At 40.8% G+C, this 15,850-nt stretch carries 22 protein-coding genes; 6 read left to right on the top strand and 16 right to left on the bottom strand.

Annotated elements, in window-relative coordinates; translation table 11 throughout:
- Window positions 1–59: 59 nt before the first annotated feature.
- Window positions 60–1,262: an MFS transporter gene (locus Q1J64_RS09385; protein WP_367183376.1), complete on the bottom strand. Its 1,203-nt coding sequence runs from the start codon at window positions 1,260–1,262 to the stop codon at window positions 60–62.
- A gap of 164 nt (window positions 1,263–1,426) precedes the next feature.
- On the opposite strand from Q1J64_RS09385, the gene Q1J64_RS09380 reads away from it, so the two are divergent.
- The 3 genes from Q1J64_RS09380 to Q1J64_RS09370 all read left to right on the top strand — a co-directional run bounded on the left by Q1J64_RS09380 (window position 1,427) and on the right by Q1J64_RS09370 (window position 2,844).
- On the top strand, window positions 1,427–1,549 hold the full coding sequence (locus Q1J64_RS09380) for a hypothetical protein (RefSeq protein ID WP_301108802.1): 123 nt from the start codon (window positions 1,427–1,429) through the stop codon (window positions 1,547–1,549).
- A gap of 200 nt (window positions 1,550–1,749) precedes the next feature.
- Window positions 1,750–2,565, top strand: a complete 816-nt coding sequence (locus Q1J64_RS09375; RefSeq protein WP_301108801.1) for a flagellin N-terminal helical domain-containing protein — start codon at window positions 1,750–1,752, stop codon at window positions 2,563–2,565.
- A 66-nt stretch (window positions 2,566–2,631) separates the two neighbouring features.
- Window positions 2,632–2,844, top strand: coding sequence for a CsbD family protein (locus tag Q1J64_RS09370; RefSeq protein ID WP_301108800.1), 213 nt, complete (start codon window positions 2,632–2,634; stop codon window positions 2,842–2,844).
- 110 nt (window positions 2,845–2,954) lie between these two features.
- Here the strand turns inward: Q1J64_RS09370 and Q1J64_RS09365 are convergent, their stop codons facing one another.
- Complete coding sequence (locus Q1J64_RS09365; RefSeq protein ID WP_301108799.1) at window positions 2,955–3,428, bottom strand: YflT domain-containing protein; 474 nt, start codon at window positions 3,426–3,428, stop codon at window positions 2,955–2,957.
- A 163-nt stretch (window positions 3,429–3,591) separates the two neighbouring features.
- Between Q1J64_RS09365 and Q1J64_RS09360 the strand changes: the two genes are divergently transcribed.
- The 3 genes from Q1J64_RS09360 (at window position 3,592) to Q1J64_RS09350 (ending at window position 5,201) form a co-directional block, all read left to right on the top strand.
- Window positions 3,592–3,891 (top strand): DUF3243 domain-containing protein, encoded by a 300-nt coding sequence (locus tag Q1J64_RS09360; protein WP_301108820.1) that lies wholly within the window; start codon window positions 3,592–3,594, stop codon window positions 3,889–3,891.
- Window positions 3,892–3,907: 16 nt separating this feature from the next.
- Window positions 3,908–4,147, top strand: coding sequence for a hypothetical protein (locus Q1J64_RS09355; RefSeq protein ID WP_301108798.1), 240 nt, complete (start codon window positions 3,908–3,910; stop codon window positions 4,145–4,147).
- A gap of 160 nt (window positions 4,148–4,307) precedes the next feature.
- Window positions 4,308–5,201, top strand: a complete 894-nt coding sequence (locus Q1J64_RS09350) for an EamA family transporter (RefSeq protein ID WP_301108797.1) — start codon at window positions 4,308–4,310, stop codon at window positions 5,199–5,201.
- Between the two features lie 109 nt (window positions 5,202–5,310).
- Here the strand turns inward: Q1J64_RS09350 and Q1J64_RS09345 are convergent, their stop codons facing one another.
- The 14 genes from Q1J64_RS09345 to Q1J64_RS09280 all read right to left on the bottom strand — a co-directional run bounded on the left by Q1J64_RS09345 (window position 5,311) and on the right by Q1J64_RS09280 (window position 15,849).
- Window positions 5,311–6,126 (bottom strand): alpha/beta fold hydrolase, encoded by an 816-nt coding sequence (locus tag Q1J64_RS09345; RefSeq protein WP_301108796.1) that lies wholly within the window; start codon window positions 6,124–6,126, stop codon window positions 5,311–5,313.
- Window positions 6,127–6,139: 13 nt separating this feature from the next.
- On the bottom strand, window positions 6,140–6,421 hold the full coding sequence (locus tag Q1J64_RS09340; protein ID WP_301108795.1) for a hypothetical protein: 282 nt from the start codon (window positions 6,419–6,421) through the stop codon (window positions 6,140–6,142).
- Between the two features lie 340 nt (window positions 6,422–6,761).
- Window positions 6,762–6,923, bottom strand: a complete 162-nt coding sequence (locus Q1J64_RS09335; RefSeq protein WP_301108794.1) for a hypothetical protein — start codon at window positions 6,921–6,923, stop codon at window positions 6,762–6,764.
- 460 nt (window positions 6,924–7,383) lie between these two features.
- Window positions 7,384–7,881, bottom strand: coding sequence for a P-loop nucleotide/nucleoside kinase family protein (locus Q1J64_RS09330; RefSeq protein WP_301108793.1), 498 nt, complete (start codon window positions 7,879–7,881; stop codon window positions 7,384–7,386).
- 142 nt (window positions 7,882–8,023) lie between these two features.
- A complete protein-coding gene (locus Q1J64_RS09325; protein ID WP_301108792.1) occupies window positions 8,024–8,953 on the bottom strand; it encodes a hypothetical protein in 930 nt (309 codons plus the stop codon).
- A 164-nt stretch (window positions 8,954–9,117) separates the two neighbouring features.
- Window positions 9,118–9,495: a peptidylprolyl isomerase gene (locus tag Q1J64_RS09320; protein ID WP_301108791.1), complete on the bottom strand. Its 378-nt coding sequence runs from the start codon at window positions 9,493–9,495 to the stop codon at window positions 9,118–9,120.
- 95 nt (window positions 9,496–9,590) lie between these two features.
- Window positions 9,591–9,788, bottom strand: a complete 198-nt coding sequence (locus Q1J64_RS09315; protein WP_301108790.1) for a hypothetical protein — start codon at window positions 9,786–9,788, stop codon at window positions 9,591–9,593.
- Between the two features lie 285 nt (window positions 9,789–10,073).
- Window positions 10,074–11,108, bottom strand: coding sequence for a DUF4179 domain-containing protein (locus Q1J64_RS09310; RefSeq protein WP_301108789.1), 1,035 nt, complete (start codon window positions 11,106–11,108; stop codon window positions 10,074–10,076).
- Entirely contained in the window at window positions 11,105–11,674 is a 570-nt protein-coding gene (locus Q1J64_RS09305; RefSeq protein WP_301108788.1) for a sigma-70 family RNA polymerase sigma factor, read from the bottom strand. The genes Q1J64_RS09310 and Q1J64_RS09305 overlap by 4 nt, the downstream gene beginning before the upstream one ends.
- A gap of 130 nt (window positions 11,675–11,804) precedes the next feature.
- On the bottom strand, window positions 11,805–12,371 hold the full coding sequence (locus Q1J64_RS09300) for a hypothetical protein (RefSeq protein ID WP_301108787.1): 567 nt from the start codon (window positions 12,369–12,371) through the stop codon (window positions 11,805–11,807).
- On the bottom strand, window positions 12,364–13,227 hold the full coding sequence (locus Q1J64_RS09295; RefSeq protein ID WP_301108786.1) for a hypothetical protein: 864 nt from the start codon (window positions 13,225–13,227) through the stop codon (window positions 12,364–12,366). Before Q1J64_RS09295 ends, Q1J64_RS09300 begins: the two co-directional genes overlap by 8 nt.
- A gap of 29 nt (window positions 13,228–13,256) precedes the next feature.
- Window positions 13,257–13,886, bottom strand: coding sequence for an alpha/beta hydrolase (locus Q1J64_RS09290; RefSeq protein WP_301108785.1), 630 nt, complete (start codon window positions 13,884–13,886; stop codon window positions 13,257–13,259).
- Window positions 13,887–13,999: 113 nt separating this feature from the next.
- Window positions 14,000–14,974: a c-type cytochrome gene (locus tag Q1J64_RS09285; RefSeq protein WP_301108784.1), complete on the bottom strand. Its 975-nt coding sequence runs from the start codon at window positions 14,972–14,974 to the stop codon at window positions 14,000–14,002.
- 197 nt (window positions 14,975–15,171) lie between these two features.
- Window positions 15,172–15,849: an ABC transporter ATP-binding protein gene (locus Q1J64_RS09280; protein WP_301108783.1), complete on the bottom strand. Its 678-nt coding sequence runs from the start codon at window positions 15,847–15,849 to the stop codon at window positions 15,172–15,174.
- Window position 15,850 lies beyond the last annotated feature (1 nt).

Below are 15,850 nucleotides of genomic sequence, written 5' to 3'. Positions count from 1 at the left end.
ATTCAAGTAGTTTAATTATACGCGGTCAGCAGGCTTCTGTCGAAAATAATCCTGAAGTGTTAATTGGTGATTTGAAGCTTTCTTCTGCGAAGCCGGAGCAGCATGACATATACAAACGGCACCAAAGCTGAAAACAATGCTAAACCGCTCCAGCCGGCCATCTGCCAAAGAGGCGCTACAAGCGTGCTTCCCGCGGCCATTCCGATATAGTAGGAAACCAGATACAAACTAGATGCGCTGCCCTTATGATGCGTTGCTTCTTTACTGACGGAAGCGGCGGTCAATGAATGAGCAGAGAAGAATCCAAGACACATAACACAATAGCCCACGACGATAAACGGTAATTTCATTGGGATCGTAATGAGACACCCTGCTGCCAACAGGATCACCGCTGTCAATCGGACATTATTCGTGCCGTACTTTTCGGCAAGTGATCCGGCAATTGGCGCGCCGACAATCCCGAATGCATAGGCAAAATAAATATAGGAGACTTCGTCAAGTGTCAGTAAAAACGGTGTTGCAGTCAAATGGAACGGAAGAAAGGTCCACATGCCCGTAAAGCTGAGCTGCAAGACAATACCAAGTCCGAATACAACGAGTAAATTTGGATTTCGTAAATGGTAGCCAAACCCCTCAATATCTTTCTTAATCGTTTCCACACTTGGCTGAAAGTTGGCTGATTTAGGAAGGATGATCATTAGCATAATAAAAACGCCTACGCCTAAAATCGTTAATGCCTGCAAGGCTAGTTCCCACGATCCACGCTCTGTCAAATAACCTGTCATGAACCGACCGAACATTCCGCCGGTTCCGTTAAACGATATGTAAAGTGCAGTAGCCACGCTCACAACACGCCCGTGAATTTCTTCATTGATATAGGCAAGTGCTGCAGCTAATATACCGGCCATCGCAAATCCCTGGATGAATCGAAAGACCAGAATCATGACAAATGAATTGGTTAAAAACATGGGAATAAATAAAAGTGCAGTTAGTAAAATAGAAGTTTTCACAAAAATCGATCTGCCCAGCCGGTCCGAATAAAAACCGAGAATCACGAGTCCTATAATCAATCCAATTGTATTGATCGACATCGTCAAACTTGCAGTAGATACAGAAACACCAAATTCTTTCGTGAAAACAGGGAGCAAAGGCTGCATGGAATACATCGCAGCAAAAATAAATACGGACGCTATACCAAGGCCGACGACAATACGCCAGAAACGTGCTTCGCGTATGGTTGATTTTGTTGTGTAATTCATCATGATGCCACTTCCAGTCTATAATTTGCGAATAATGAAATTATAGCATTATCTAGAAAACTTCTCATACTATTCCTGAATCTTCTCGAAATTAGAAGCAAAAGTTCTAATTTATATGTATAATTTTCTGGTTTCCTCTCATGCTATATTTCGGAGGTGGCAGACAAATGAACAAAATGGCAATGACAGCTGTTGGACTTGGTGCTCTGTACCTAATGCGAAACAAGCAGTCCCGGGAAAAACTCATGGAGCAAATCAATCAATTTGCAGCAATGAAAAGTACTCCGTAAGGCCAGACATTTGTTACACACACCAAAAAACCGGAAACCTCCAGGGTCTCCGGTTTTTCTTATTTATTATCGGCACCTATACAGCAACTAATTAAAGGGGTAAATCCATCCAAACCATCCCCTACAATTTGAAGCTATTCAACATTGGTATTTCCTACCGATAATACCAATAAACGATTGTCGTGAAGGGAGACAGCGTTATGCTTGGACAATGGAATGCGGCAGGACTGAATATCTTACGTAATATGAATATCCATAATATGCAGGCGTTGCGTTCAATGGAACGACTTTCATCCGGAATGCGGATCAACCGCGCGGGAGACGACCCTGCAGGTTTAGCGATATCTGAAAAAATGCGCGGACAAATTAGGGGTCTTGCGATGGCACAGCGCAATATCCAGGATACCATTTCTGTATTTCAGACAGCAGAAGGCGCGCTGAATGAAACGCATGATATACTACAAAGAATGCGCGAACTGAGCGTTCAGGCAGCCAATGACACACTGACAGATAATGATCGAAAACAGATTGCATTGGAATTCGAAGAGCTAAAAAAAGAAATCCAGCGGACCGCCACTGATACACAGTTTAATACAATGCCGCTCCTTGACGGTTCCAGAAATTCTTTCAAAACACAGGCAGGACCGAATGCAGGACAGTCCATCGATTTTTCGATCGGTGATATGAGAACTGCCGCGCTCGGAATTGACGATGCTTCCATCGGCACGCGTGAAGAAGCAGACAAGGCAATTGGCTTACTCGATGGCGCAATTTCCAAAGTGTCTTCTGAGCGTTCCAAAATGGGCGCTTACATGAATCGCCTTGAACATGCGTACAGCAACGCACAGACAATGGAGTCCAACTTGACGGCAGCTGAATCCCGCATACGTGACGCCGATATTGCAAAAGAACTCATGGCGCTGACAAAAGCCAATATCTTAATGCAAGCCAATCAATATGTACTTTCTCTTCATATGCAACAGGCACAATCCGTTCTTCAATTATTAAGGCAATAAACGAGATGTTTTCCTTTTTTCTAAAGTGGGTATTTATACACTAACTATAGAAACGGAGGAGATTTCATGAATAACAAAGATCACGGTATGGAAGACAAAATTAAAGGTGCAGGAAATAAAATGAAAGGCAGCGTAAAAGATGTTGCCGGTGACGTAATGAATGACAGAAAGATGCAGGCTGAAGGTAAATTAGACAAAGTAAAAGGTGAAGCCCAGCAAAAAATGGGTGAAGCTAAAGAACATTTCAGCGATGCAGAAGCACGCCGCGAACGCCCTTAATAGATCTACAGTCTGCTGTTATACAGCGGGCTTTTTTGTTCTAAAAGAAATAAATAAAGAAGCTGCTCGAGAAGTCATTGCCAAGTGATGATTTCTCGGACAGCTTCTTCTTATAAATTCGTTGTATCAATACGGGGACTGTTTGGAATTGGTGTTCCTGCTTCCTGAATGGATTCACCTTCAAGACTTTCTCCACTTATTGTCCGCTGAGCCGAACTGTCATGAGGATCGATGGATGCCGCTCTCTCCTCATCTGTCAGCTTATCAACAAATAATGCAATGCCTCCTTCAGACAGATCGTTATAGAACGTCTTTGCTTCCGCCTTTGAAAATCCCATCTTGATGAAAATAGTCAGCATTTCATCCTTACTATTAAATAATCTGCGTGTATGATCCCAAAGTGAGCCGTCCTGTATGCCAATCAGTTCAATTTCGGAATCATCCTCTAATATCTTCAAATCATCCCGAACATTTGAAACCGCACACATATGACGTTTTCTAAATCCCTGTGCTTCCAACTCCGTTATTTTATAAAGCACATTATCAACGGAGTGAAAAGTACCTGTATATTGTTTGTCAGCCATTACTGCACCTCCTTCAGCTTACGGTATATTCTATTTGTACCCACTGCACATGTTCTTCACACCTACACAGTCAGGTATTCATCTCAATTCCCTATGCGCATACTTTCGCTTTTCTTGCACACGCTATTAGTATCAAATGAAAAGGAGTGTTGCATCAGTGGAAATGAAAAATAAAGTGGAGTCCGAAATTTCCAATATGAACGAGGAAAAGAAAGATCAGATTCTCGAGAACTTTAACCGGTTCAAAGGTTTTTTATCGGATAAAGTAGAAAAAGGTGAGAGCCTGGGACTCAGCGATGAGCAGCTTGCGAAAACAACTGAATTTATCGCTAACTATTTATCACGACATGAAGAACCCCGAAACAGAGAACAATATTTATTACAGGAACTGTGGGATTCCGGTTCCAAAGAAGAACAGCATTCTCTTGCGCATATGTTGCTGAAAATGGTACGCCAAGCATAAAACGGAGGCGATTTAAATGGTTACCAAGGGGAACCCTGGACCTAAAAGAAATCCTGACACGTACCGACTAGCTCAGACACATCCAGAAAATTTAAATACCAATACAGTCAGTTTGTTCGATTTGCACGAAGATATGCAGACTGTCGATTCTATTTCTCTTCCCGATCAGCGCGAAGACCTCATGAAAGAAAAAATCAACCATTCACCTCGTTACAGTGGAGGCAGTCCTTCGACTGACTATGGAGCTCCGAGATAATTTCCCAATAAAAGCCGCACAGTGCTGTACACTGTGCGGCTTTTCCTCATATCCTCCCGATTACTGTCGATATTTCCCGGGAAATGTTTCGCTATTTTCTGCAATCTGCTTAACCGTTTCCATGATATACTAATATCCGAAAGAAACGGAGGTACAGAACGTGAAACCTTGGATGTATCCGCTGCTGGTTATAATCGGTGCCAGCTGTTACGGTATTTTATCAACAATCATTAAATTGGCAATTCAAGATGGCTTTACTGCTTCCGAAGCGGTAACAAGCCAGTATTACACAGGCTTTCTTTTAGCACTTATCATTTTTCTTATCGCAAGACGCGGTATTCCAAAACTTCGGGGCAGTTTCCCCGTTCTGATAGCTGGGCTGTTTACCGCCATCACCGGCACGGTATACGGGAAATCCATCGAGTATATGCCCGCTTCATTGGCGGTTGTACTGCTCTTTCAATTCACTTGGATCGGTATGCTGTATGAGTGTATAGCAGTCAGAAGACTTCCTAAAAAGTCGGAAGCTGTGTCGCTCGTATTTTTATTTGGCGGCACCATTTTAGCGGCTGGCCTGATTGATGCAGACATCAGCGGCATTGCCTGGCAAGGTTGGGCGTGGGGACTTGCTGCAGCATTTAGTTTCGCAGCGTTTGTCATGGCCAATCAAAAACCCGTACCCGGAATGAACGTCGTAACCCGACTGTTTCTCATGTCATTTTATGCAGCGATTGCTATTACATTTTTCCAATCTCCAGAAATCATCTGGAACGGCAGGCTCAGTGAAGGATTATGGATCTACGGAGCGATTTTAGGGGTTTTCGGTATCGTATTGCCGATCTTCTTATTTTCAGTCGGCGTACCGAAAGTCGGTGGCGGCATGTCTTCTATATTGAGCGCTGTCGAACTTCCGGTGGCGATTATGGCGTCGATGTTGCTGCTCGGTGAACGCTTGACGATATTACAATTTGTCGGTATTTTCCTTGTACTGCTCGGCATGACACTGCCTGCTGTGCTGCAGAAATATGCTTTGCGGCGAAGGCAGTTGGAATGAAAACGAGACGGATTGTAAAATGTAAGCTGTTCTATTCACGTATGTTAAAATCATATTACACAATAAAGAGTCTTAATTCGCATATGAATTAGACTCTTTATTTTTGACTCTAAAATCCTTTGAGCCATTCGTTTATAAGGAATTGGACCGTTTGTCTTTTTTCAATATGTGGTAAGTGACCTGCTTGGAGAACCGCGAATGTTGAATTCGGTAAATTCTCAAGAAGCTCGTAATAGTTTTTATATCCACAGATAGAATCAAATTTGCCAGCAATTATTAGAGAATTTCCATCATATCGTTTAGCTAATGGATCTGTTTTGAAATAGTAACCCGCGTCTCGCCAATTTGAAGCTAAAAATTCTCTATCCGCAACCAATCGACCTGGTTGAACTTCGTCTAAAAACGTTTGAAGATTTTCACCAGACTGATATACCATTAAAGTGTCAAACGCTGTTCGAATATCTAAATTCACCTCTGCGAGAGCAGATTCATTAAGATTACAAACAGCTTTTCTTGGCACATCTCGATTTATTTGATGAACTGCAGTGGCTACTAAGCAGAGTCCAGTCAGCTTTTCACTAATCATGCCTTGAGCGATGTATCCACCAAAAGAATGACCTATTATAGAAAAACTCTGTTCTCCAATTAGTTCAGAAATAAAAGAAGTAAGTAGTTGGCGTATTTCTTCAGTTGATACAATTTCTTCACAAACACTTTGACCATGCCAAGGAAGGTCTATATAAATCCGTTGAAATTGATTTGTATCTTTAAAAATTGGTTCAACCCATTTTTTCATAGCTCTATGATCTGTGCCCAATGCATGCAAAATGAAAATAGGATTTCCATTTCCCTCAACACTGTAAAATAAACTGTTATTGCCGGAAAGATATCTCACTGAAGCCCCAACTTTCTTCGCTAATTTCATTGTGAGCTAGTCATTAAACTAACCAAGCAAAAGGTAGAAACAACCAATAATCATCAATATTTGTAATGCTTACATACCAAAGTATGATTCCAATGATTGCAAAAGGTACGTTTTGCAGACCTTTCTTTACCCAGCCAAAAGAATGAGCTAGCGCTAACATCAATAAAACAAATGGTATTACAAGGAGGTAGAGTCCAATTGACCAACTTCCCAAGAAACTAACAACATACATAATCAATGCCGCCAACCAATACTTTTTCGCTATATTTCCAATTTTAATCAAGGCTAGAATCATCAAGATGAGCCCTATAAGAAATAAACCAAAAAAAATAAATGTCCAAATAACACCTTCACCTCACCTTTTTTAAAAAAGGCTCTGTTAAACGATAGTGTTTGTTCTATATTACAGTTTTCTTATTCAACCAATCCCCTGTTAGTAAGATAGCGGTTTGAAACTGTTGATCTGCGCTGCAGCCAAGCGAACAGCGCAGGGCTTTATGGTGCTTTCAAATCCAGTTCATCCTCCCAGAGTCGCCGGCTTCCGCTCCGATCAACTAAGTATTTGCCAAAAACTTGTTCTACAAACAGCCCCCGATTCAAGAAGTATTTATTTTTATACAGTAATAAATCAAAACTTAAAGTGCTTTTTGCTTTCCATTTTTACGTTGAATTTCCACCAAAATAAATCCTCCCATTAATGCAACGGGTATACTCATTGCAAATACGAACGGTTCTATAAAACTTGCAGCTGCCCCGCAGATAATCGTTGAAATAATTGCTGTTAGAACTCTCCCCATGAATTTCCCTCCTCCCAATTCTATAAAGTCTGGCCCGTTTGAAGCACAAACCTTAATACGATTAAAGCCCCCAAGTGTTGAATACACTAGTATTTTTCCCTTGATAGTTTATATACAGATAATAAAAGAAATGCCGATCCCAGGAATAATAAAATTCCACCTATAATCATATTCGATATTATATATTGTGACCGGATAGCATTAAACTCTGCTGTATCCATACCATCCAAAGAACTTAAATAAGCACTTGCTGCATTCGATCCAAGATCAACACTAAATTTCAATGTCAAAAAACCTATTAAAGTGAAAATCATTGTAAGTATTAGTAATCCATATTTCTTAGCAAAATGCATCTTAGTCCCCCGTTCATTTCATCAAAATGGCCCTTTAACGGTATAATCCCTATTCAAGAATTGCCCCCGTTAGTTGAAATCTACACAAAGTTATATTGAATTCTTTGTTAATCCTTTCCACTAAACTCTAAAATATTTAACCCCTCGGATGCTTCTGGTGCTTCAAAAAAATTAGTAACATGAATAAACACCGCTTCCGTGTCAAAATCTGCTCGTTCAGGTTGTTCATTTCTCCTTTGTGCAATTTGACTTAGACATTGTTCGTTATTTAGATTAAGGAAAATTAGTTGATGGTTCGCATTGACCTCTAACACCATATCCAAAAACCACGTTCGCAGCTTTTGAGTATTAGCTGGAAAGTCCATCACTACATTTGTTCCGACACTTAGTATATTTTGGACATGTTTTTTCACAAATGGCTTGATCTGCTCTGAATATTTCAGATAATCTTCAAATGATTCGATTTGATTAGGATAAAAAGATGCGAGCAATTCATCCTCAGACAACAGTACCGCATGTTTTTCTATTGCTAATTGTTTTGATTTGGTTGTTTTCCCTGCACCCATTTTCCCACAGAAAAAGTATAGCGTCCCCGTTTGTTTCATATTTTTAAACCTCCCTCTTATTTTAATGATTGTTTTCCCACCTTGTAAAACATGTTTTTCAACAAAAAGATGGCCCGATTTAAGAGCAGTACATCTATCATAACTGCCCCCTATTGTAGAATTTCGAAAATATATTATCACCTTATCTATTTTTTGATTTTATAAACTGTATTTGATATTCCTTTTGCTCAATAAATTTCTGTTTTTGTTCATCGGACAAGTGTTTTTTATCTTGTTGGAGAAAGGCAAAGTTTATTATGGTCATATCTGTCATATTTATAGACTCCATTGCATTTTTCAGATAAATCTTCCATCTCAAGTTAAAATCGATATTGTCTTCACAATCAGCAAAAAAAGTATTATCATTATAAAGTTCTTCATCAAGACTTAAATATAGTTCAGCAATAATATCTAATAATAAGAAGATTCTTGTTGTATTATCCCTTAAAACTTCTACGTCCTCAATGTTATCTAAGAGATGTAAAGTTCTGTTTCTATTAAATTCCTTTTTCACACCTTCTTGCGAAGCATTAAAACTAAGATAAAATACTTCTCTAATCATAAAATCAAAATATTTAATCTGATTACTAATCCACTTTTGAAACTCGATATTAGTATGAAGTTCATTATTTTTTTCGTTTAAATACTTAACTGGGTTTTCTTCAAAAATTTTCCTGTCGAAGTCACCCTTTTTATTTATGGATTTAATTTCATTAGACTTCTCATTAGACCATTTTCGTAATATTGCTTCTACCACTGGCACCAAACTCAAATAGGAACAAATGTAATTTCCTATCATCAAATCATAAGTTGCACTTTCAATTACTTTCATGAAGTCATTAAATATTATTGTTGGCTTAAATCTATATTCAATCTGATAGGCTCTTTGCCATGGGTTTTTTACCATCCTTAATATTTCTCCATCTAACCCTCCCCAAGCTGGATCTGGATTTTCTAAGCTAGCTAACAATTCTTGTACCCTCTTGCCTGAAACAGAAGGGTAAGGAGGAATAGTGAGTAATTTTTCATTTAGATGTTTATCTACTTTCTCATAAGTTTCCCATAAGTTCATGTAATCACCTCAAAAATAATTATGCCATACTTGTATACGCTAAAATAAAATCATTAAAAATTACTTATTTAGGATGCAATATTCATTTATTAACTCCGAAAATATTTTGTTTCATAAAATGGCCCGATTACTGAAATAGATTTTTTATCTTAGAATCACAACTGCTAGTCTATAATAATCACAGGATAAGACGATGATTCACCATTAACTTTGATATCAATTGTGTCATGAGATTGATCCATTGTTAAAGTATATACATATTGCTTTAGTTCATTATCACTCACATCCACTTCATCTAACTTGATAAGTGCTGTCGTATTCACTGATTCTAAACTGGATTTAACATCTTCTTGCGATCGAAAAACAATGTAATACACTTTGCTGTTTTTATTAATCACTTGAAGTTGATCGTCAGGGTTTATTGCTTCTGTTACTTTTTGGGGAACAGCATCTACTTCGTCAAAGCTTAACTTTTTCTGTGCACATGCTGATAAGGGTAAGATTACAAGAGCAGAGAACATTATTAAAAATAACTTTTTCATCAATTTCTTGTTAATTAAAGAATTTGACCCCGACTGCGATATAGACGAAATCGCTTATAAAGCATTTCCCCCCATTTATTTAATATCCACCATCTCTATTTCTTAAATTCGTCTTCTAATTCCTTTTCAACTTCATCATCACTGACCGGCGTAACTTCCTCTTTACCCCCATACTTCTTTGTTATTAATTTACCAAGCTCTGATCTGTCAATTCCGTCTTTTACCGCTGTAAAAATTACTACGTACAAAATAAACAAACCTACAATTGGCAGTAAAATAACTCCCCATCCCATTGATCTTCCCCCTCATATAAATAACTTTAGTAGATTCCTGGACTATAGAATTGCAATACGAACCTTTTGCAACATTGTTGCCGTCAGATCATATTCGGTATGAATACTTTTATAAACAGGAAGTAGCTTAATTTGGCGCCTATCTTACATACAGTTCTTTCATATTTAATGTTATTATACCAGGTATATCCATAAACGCCTTCCAAAATAAAAAAGCACCGCGCAATGCGGTGCTAATTAATATGCAAACTATCTGTTGACCATCCCGTTAATATTTTGCAATGCTTATCTATCCAACTGCACTTCGATCGGATCAAGCATCAGTACTTCATGACCCTGCCCGCTGTCTTCACTTAGAATAATTTCTGGCGTAAAGATTAGTGAAGTCGCTTTTTCATCAATTTTCTTCACTGTAGTACTCCAATAATAATCCTGATCATTTTCACTGAATCCGCCATTGCCATTGGTGAAATATTCATTTCCCAGATTATCTATAACTTTCAGATCTGCTGTAACCCATTCCCACTTATTTGTTACGGACGGGTCAACTTTCTGGCTGTATTCGATGATTGTCGAAATATCAGTATAACGGATTTCATCAATGGAAATTTCTACTCCCTCTTTGGCTGTCGACTGACCAGTTGTCTGAATATTACCCGTTACAGGATGCAGTGTAAAATGAAAATTCCAGTCACCTTCTATTTCATTCATCGTGTCGTATTGGACTACACTGCCCGGGACCCAGCTTACCTCTACAGACTCTCGACTTTTATCAAAATCCGGAGTCGTGGTAATCATTCCGACATATTTGTTGTCTTCCACTTTTTTTAGGGCTGTTGAAGTCCCCGATGAGCCATTTGAATGTTTTACATCCATAGAGGCATTGACGCCCGCATTTTCTCCAAGTTCCTTCTCTGTTTCCACGGAGTAGGTCAGCGTAACCGTCTTCCCATCATACACCGCTCGATCGACCATGATCGTAATCCCATTGCTCGTCTGCGCCTGTTCTATATCTACAGCATATTCCTCATAATCTGTATAGAAACCATCCTGTTCTTCATTGAATATAGAAAAGATATTACTGAAAATGGGTATCTGGCTGGCAAGTGTCGGGAATCCAATACCCACTGCCGTAACGGAAGCCACCGTAATGACTGCTGCAGCGGCCACATTGCGCCAAACTTTCGGCATGCGTCGTTTAGGATGAATTTTCTTTCGCACAAGCTGCTTCATGGCCTCATTTTCTTCATCGCATACTCCCACTGGCTTGATTTCCTCCTCTATATTTAGATCGTTCAATCGTTTATAAATGGACTTCATATGCACTCTTCCTTCCATTCGCTTTTTATTAATAACGACAGCTGCTTCTTGCCACGATACAGCCGGTTATCGATCGCTGCCTTTGTTACGCAGAGGGAATCCGCAATTTCGCTATTCGACATATCCAGAAAATACTTCATGGTAAAAATATCGCGGTCTACTTCATTTAACTTGCTCATAGCCACCAATAATTCTTCCTGCTCTTCTTTTGCGAGAAGGTCCCCCACCGCATTGCTGTCGCTGATGAATGACATATCGTCCATCCCCTGTTCCCGAGTTTTTCGCTTCTCCATCCGCCGATACTGATCAATCGCTTTATACTTCGCCACCATGCAGATCCACTTTTTGAAATCCGCTGCTTCCCCTTCAAACTGATCGCTGTTCTCCCATACCGCCAGGAACACATCACTGATGCATTCATCCATGTCTGCCTCCGTCTGCAGCGAACCCAGCACTTTATACACCACCGCTTTGACGAAGGGCAAATAGGCATCCACGACATATTCAATCGCATCTTCCTTCTTGCGTTTCAGCCTCCGAATAAAATTTCTCTCTGTAGATTTCATCATCACTTCTCCTTGATAAACTGTTCTTACTTACTACAACGAATGAACTTACCAATTATTCTCATGAAAATGCAAAAAAGTCCTCACGTTTTTTTGTGAGGACTTCAAATTGTAGAAATTTTGAACATCGCTATATTAAACGATTAATATGATTGGAGTGATCCGCTTCCCAATCCACTCTCCGCAACGCTGCAATCAGCACCAGCAAAACCACATCCATCACAATGACCATCAGGCTGAAAAACAAGAACAGCGACGTCCACTCACTGCCGCCTACATTCAACGAAAATGCCGTCAGCAGCATCATAATAAAATGGATGCCCATATACCAGACATACGTAATCTGCACGCGCTGGCGCAATCGGCTCTGGCCGACATGTTGAATCGCCGATTTCCATGTTCCAAATAAGTAATAGACCGTGATTACTTTCCAAATGAATAATCCTTCTGCGTACAGCACCCACAGGCCGCCCGTCACTTCAGATAAGTTCACGAACATACCAGGTATGGAAATCAGTAAACCGACAATAGCTACCGTTTCTGCTTTCTTTGCTGCGGGAATGCGTTCACTCATCAGTCCGGCTCCCAAGTAAATCAAATAATAGCCGATTGGATCCGCCAGCAGATCAATGCCTAAATGGATCCGGAAAAACACGAAGATATACCCCCAAAACATCAGCCGAAACGCTTTATTCATTCGCTTCCGCCTCCGTTCTCTTGTCAATCAGCTGTTTGATTTCCTGCCCGGTAAACTGCGGCTCGGATCTATATTCGGTTCTTACAGCAAATGGTTCATTTTCAGCTGTTTTCCCCGCGACTTCAATATCCATCTGCAACACACTACTCATCTCTACATTTGCAGTGCCGGTAACAGTCAAACGCTCACCTTTCTTCATATCGAAAGGAAACTGAACCGCCCGCGCGTCTATTCCCGGAATGTCTTGCCAAAACTTTTCTTCATACACATTCATTCCTTCAGGCAAAGTTCTTTGATCCAGTGAACGCTCGCGCATATACAGCTTGATGAAAAACTGATTTTGCAGCACCTCATCAAAAGATGTCGTCACCGACTCGACCGTGATGTCTTCTTCTGTTGTCAGCTGCGTTTTTTTATAATTCAAATCATAATGAGGATGCTCTCTGAACAGTTGCTTTGTATCATAAGGCGGCTGAACGGTAATTTGCCCGATCTCCGCCCGGACAGGAGGACCTTCCGTAAAGTAAGCTGTTATCTCACGGAACTCCTTTGCCTCTGTTATTTCGGGCAGTCCATTCATTTGCAGCGTCACACGGCGTAAAGAATAACGGCCGAACTGGTCAACTTCTTCAAACTCAACATCCATGCCATTGCGCTCCGGCACACCCTGCCAATCTTCCAATTCAACCCATTGTATAGTAGAGCGATCCTCTTTATTGGCCAGGTAATAGATGGTAAAGTACGGATCTTCTTCCCACCAGACATCAATATAATGGTCAACAAAAATAGGTTGGTCTAGCTTCTTTGATTCTGCATACGCAAAATTAACAGCCCAGCTGATGACAACAATCGTCATAATGATCTAGAATGGACGGATTTTCCTCTTCACAGCGAACGAAGAAACGTAGTCAGATCACGCTGGTTTTCAGGCGTTACACCATGTCCGTCGCCATACGTCTTAAACGTCACATTGGCTCCAAGAGATTCAAAATACTCTTTGCTCTCCACACCTGACTGAGATGGAATGACATAATCATAGTCTCCGTGCGAAATGAATACCTGCAGTTGATCCACCGACTGCTTTGCATATTCATCCTTCACAAAGTCCGGTACGTAGCCGCTGAGCGCTGCTACCCCATGCATAGAAGGAATCATCGTTAAGCCCAGCGTTTGTGCAAGTACAGCTCCCTGACTGAACCCGACAACCGTCAAACGATCAGGGTCTAAGTCAAACTCCGTAATCACTTCGCGGATGAATGCCTGGATGTAGACCACTACTTTATCGAATACTTCGCGCACCGGTTTGCCTTCTTCTTCAATAGTAAAAAACGCATAACCGGGTGCATGCACGACCGGTCCTCTTAGACTGAATATATGATGGCTTTCCTCAAAATCTGAAACTAGTTGAGGCAGATCTCCTTCATGACTGCCCATGCCGTGAAACAAGAATATTGCCGGCTGCTTTCCTTCTTTTACAGCTGGTGCTGTATGTGTAAACGTAAATGGTGATTGCACGTATATTCTCCCCTTTTCTCACAAGTTATCATTAACCATATTCTTTTTATATGTTTTTATATTACCATACAAAAAAACGCCTGCCACATGAATCAGCAGACGTTGTCATTTGATTATTTTTTCTCTGGCTTAACCAGTACTTCATCCCAATTAATCGTGCCGTCTTTCACTTGATCGCGAAGTTCTTTTGTCATTGTATCATTCGGACGTCCGCCATTCGGCCAGTCTTTATCGTGATTTTTCCATTCAGGACGATCTTTTGACAGAATAAACGCTGCCAGGTCACTTGCTTCCTGATCTGAAAGAGTGTTTTCCTGACCAACCGGCATGTTCTTCTGTACATATCCGGCCATCTTCGTCATACGCGCAATTCCCGCGCCGTCGTTGAATGATCCGTCACCCCATAGTTTCGGTCCTGTGTTCGAACCCGTTCCCTCGCCATTTTCACCATGACAAGCAATACAAGATGCCTGATACAGTTCTTCGCCATTCTCTACGTTTGGTGTCGGCAACTCATCAATACTGTTCTGGTGGCGCCAATCCAGCTCGGCACCTACCGGAATACCTTCAGAAATATACGTTAAGTATGCAACCATTGCATCCAGATCTTCATCGTCTGCTGCAAATTTCTGACCATCCATACTTCTCACCATACAGCCGTTAATTCGTTCTTCCAATGTGACCATTTGTCCGGAGCGTCCGATATACATCGGATAAACCGCAGACATACCCACCATTGAAGAAACCCCTTCATCTGTCCCTGCTCCTGCGTGACAGCTAGTACAAGACAATTCATTCACTCGGGCAATTCCGTCTTCAACTGACGCTGCTTCTGAACGTAATACATTCGATGTATCATCAAACAAGTCAAATCCTCGTTTGATTGCTTCCCCTTCAGGCCCATCTGGTACATCATCCATTGATGGCGGGTTGTGTTGGATTCCTGCTACTTCTTGTGTTGCTTCTTCATTTTCAGGAGTTTCTGACGATTGATCTTTATTGAGGCGGATCTGGTTACCCATCAATGCGATGACAACCAAACAAACGATGACAATAAAACCTAAGACTAACGATGTTGTTCGTTTCATGTTTACTCCTCCTTTTTTTCTACAAATTTCATATAAATACCAATTCAAACTTACCATAATTGGCAGTTTTCGTCTAGGAGTGTTCTGACTTAAAAGCAGTGCAAATTATGTCGAAAGCTTGCTGTGTATGCATTTCCGGATCAGGAAAAATTTGTGACAAATAACAAAACAAAGGACGGCCATAAGCCGTCCTCTTTTTATTCCACTATATAGCCGTCCCTCATGGTAATGATCCGGTCTGCGTATGGAAGCATTTCTTCATCATGCGTAACCATTAATGTCGTTACATTCATCGTTCTCGTTAATTCCTGCAGCAGTTCCATAACCCCTCTTGAGCGTTTTGTGTCGAGACTTGCTGTCGGTTCGTCGGCAAAAAGTATTTTAGGACGGTGAATGATCGCCCGCGCAATCGCCACACGTTGACGCTCTCCGCCGGACAATGAAGAAGGATACGCGTCTTTCCTGTGTTCCATATCCACTATCTTTAGAATTTCTGTTATTGCCTTTGTCTGCTCTTTTTTACTCGTTTTCGTTTCAGAGACATCCAGCATCAACTGCAGCTGCTCTTCTACCGTCAAAAAAGGCACAAGATGAGAGGACTGGAACACGAAGCCAAAATCTGTGGCCCGAACATGTCGAACTTCCTCCTGGCTCATCTTGGTCATATCTTTTCCCTCAAACAGAATTTCTCCGCCCGACGCTTTTTGCAAACCTGCAGCAATCGTCAGAATGGTCGACTTACCGGAACCTGATGGACCGACCAGCGCCGTAATCTCGCCTTCCTTCAGCGATAAATTGACACCTTTTAATATCTCTTCCTCAATTTCACCATTCGTAAATGTTTTTTTCACTTCATCAATAATAAAGGCAGACATA

The sequence above is a fragment of the Sporosarcina sp. genome, from assembly GCF_029257255.1.
Taxonomy (GTDB): Bacteria; Bacillota; Bacilli; order Bacillales_A; family Planococcaceae; genus Sporosarcina.
This window is presented reverse-complemented; position numbering and strand designations above follow the sequence as displayed.

Coding starts and splice junctions, on each gene's coding strand:
- Q1J64_RS09385 (WP_367183376.1), bottom strand. CDS start 1,262: ATGATGAATTACACAACAAAATCAACCATACGCGAAGCACGTTTCTGG.
- Q1J64_RS09380 (WP_301108802.1), top strand. CDS start 1,427: ATGAACAAAATGGCAATGACAGCTGTTGGACTTGGTGCTCTGTACCTA.
- Q1J64_RS09375 (WP_301108801.1), top strand. CDS start 1,750: ATGCTTGGACAATGGAATGCGGCAGGACTGAATATCTTACGTAATATG.
- Q1J64_RS09370 (WP_301108800.1), top strand. CDS start 2,632: ATGAATAACAAAGATCACGGTATGGAAGACAAAATTAAAGGTGCAGGA.
- Q1J64_RS09365 (WP_301108799.1), bottom strand. CDS start 3,428: ATGGCTGACAAACAATATACAGGTACTTTTCACTCCGTTGATAATGTG.
- Q1J64_RS09360 (WP_301108820.1), top strand. CDS start 3,592: ATGAAAAATAAAGTGGAGTCCGAAATTTCCAATATGAACGAGGAAAAG.
- Q1J64_RS09355 (WP_301108798.1), top strand. CDS start 3,908: ATGGTTACCAAGGGGAACCCTGGACCTAAAAGAAATCCTGACACGTAC.
- Q1J64_RS09345 (WP_301108796.1), bottom strand. CDS start 6,126: ATGAAATTAGCGAAGAAAGTTGGGGCTTCAGTGAGATATCTTTCCGGC.
- Q1J64_RS09340 (WP_301108795.1), bottom strand. CDS start 6,421: ATGATTCTAGCCTTGATTAAAATTGGAAATATAGCGAAAAAGTATTGG.
- Q1J64_RS09335 (WP_301108794.1), bottom strand. CDS start 6,923: ATGGGGAGAGTTCTAACAGCAATTATTTCAACGATTATCTGCGGGGCA.
- Q1J64_RS09330 (WP_301108793.1), bottom strand. CDS start 7,881: ATGAAACAAACGGGGACGCTATACTTTTTCTGTGGGAAAATGGGTGCA.
- Q1J64_RS09325 (WP_301108792.1), bottom strand. CDS start 8,953: ATGAACTTATGGGAAACTTATGAGAAAGTAGATAAACATCTAAATGAA.
- Q1J64_RS09320 (WP_301108791.1), bottom strand. CDS start 9,495: ATGAAAAAGTTATTTTTAATAATGTTCTCTGCTCTTGTAATCTTACCC.
- Q1J64_RS09315 (WP_301108790.1), bottom strand. CDS start 9,788: ATGGGATGGGGAGTTATTTTACTGCCAATTGTAGGTTTGTTTATTTTG.
- Q1J64_RS09310 (WP_301108789.1), bottom strand. CDS start 11,108: ATGAAGTCCATTTATAAACGATTGAACGATCTAAATATAGAGGAGGAA.
- Q1J64_RS09305 (WP_301108788.1), bottom strand. CDS start 11,674: ATGAAATCTACAGAGAGAAATTTTATTCGGAGGCTGAAACGCAAGAAG.
- Q1J64_RS09300 (WP_301108787.1), bottom strand. CDS start 12,371: ATGAATAAAGCGTTTCGGCTGATGTTTTGGGGGTATATCTTCGTGTTT.
- Q1J64_RS09295 (WP_301108786.1), bottom strand. CDS start 13,227: ATGACGATTGTTGTCATCAGCTGGGCTGTTAATTTTGCGTATGCAGAA.
- Q1J64_RS09285 (WP_301108784.1), bottom strand. CDS start 14,974: ATGAAACGAACAACATCGTTAGTCTTAGGTTTTATTGTCATCGTTTGT.
- Q1J64_RS09280 (WP_301108783.1), bottom strand. CDS start 15,849: ATGTCTGCCTTTATTATTGATGAAGTGAAAAAAACATTTACGAATGGT.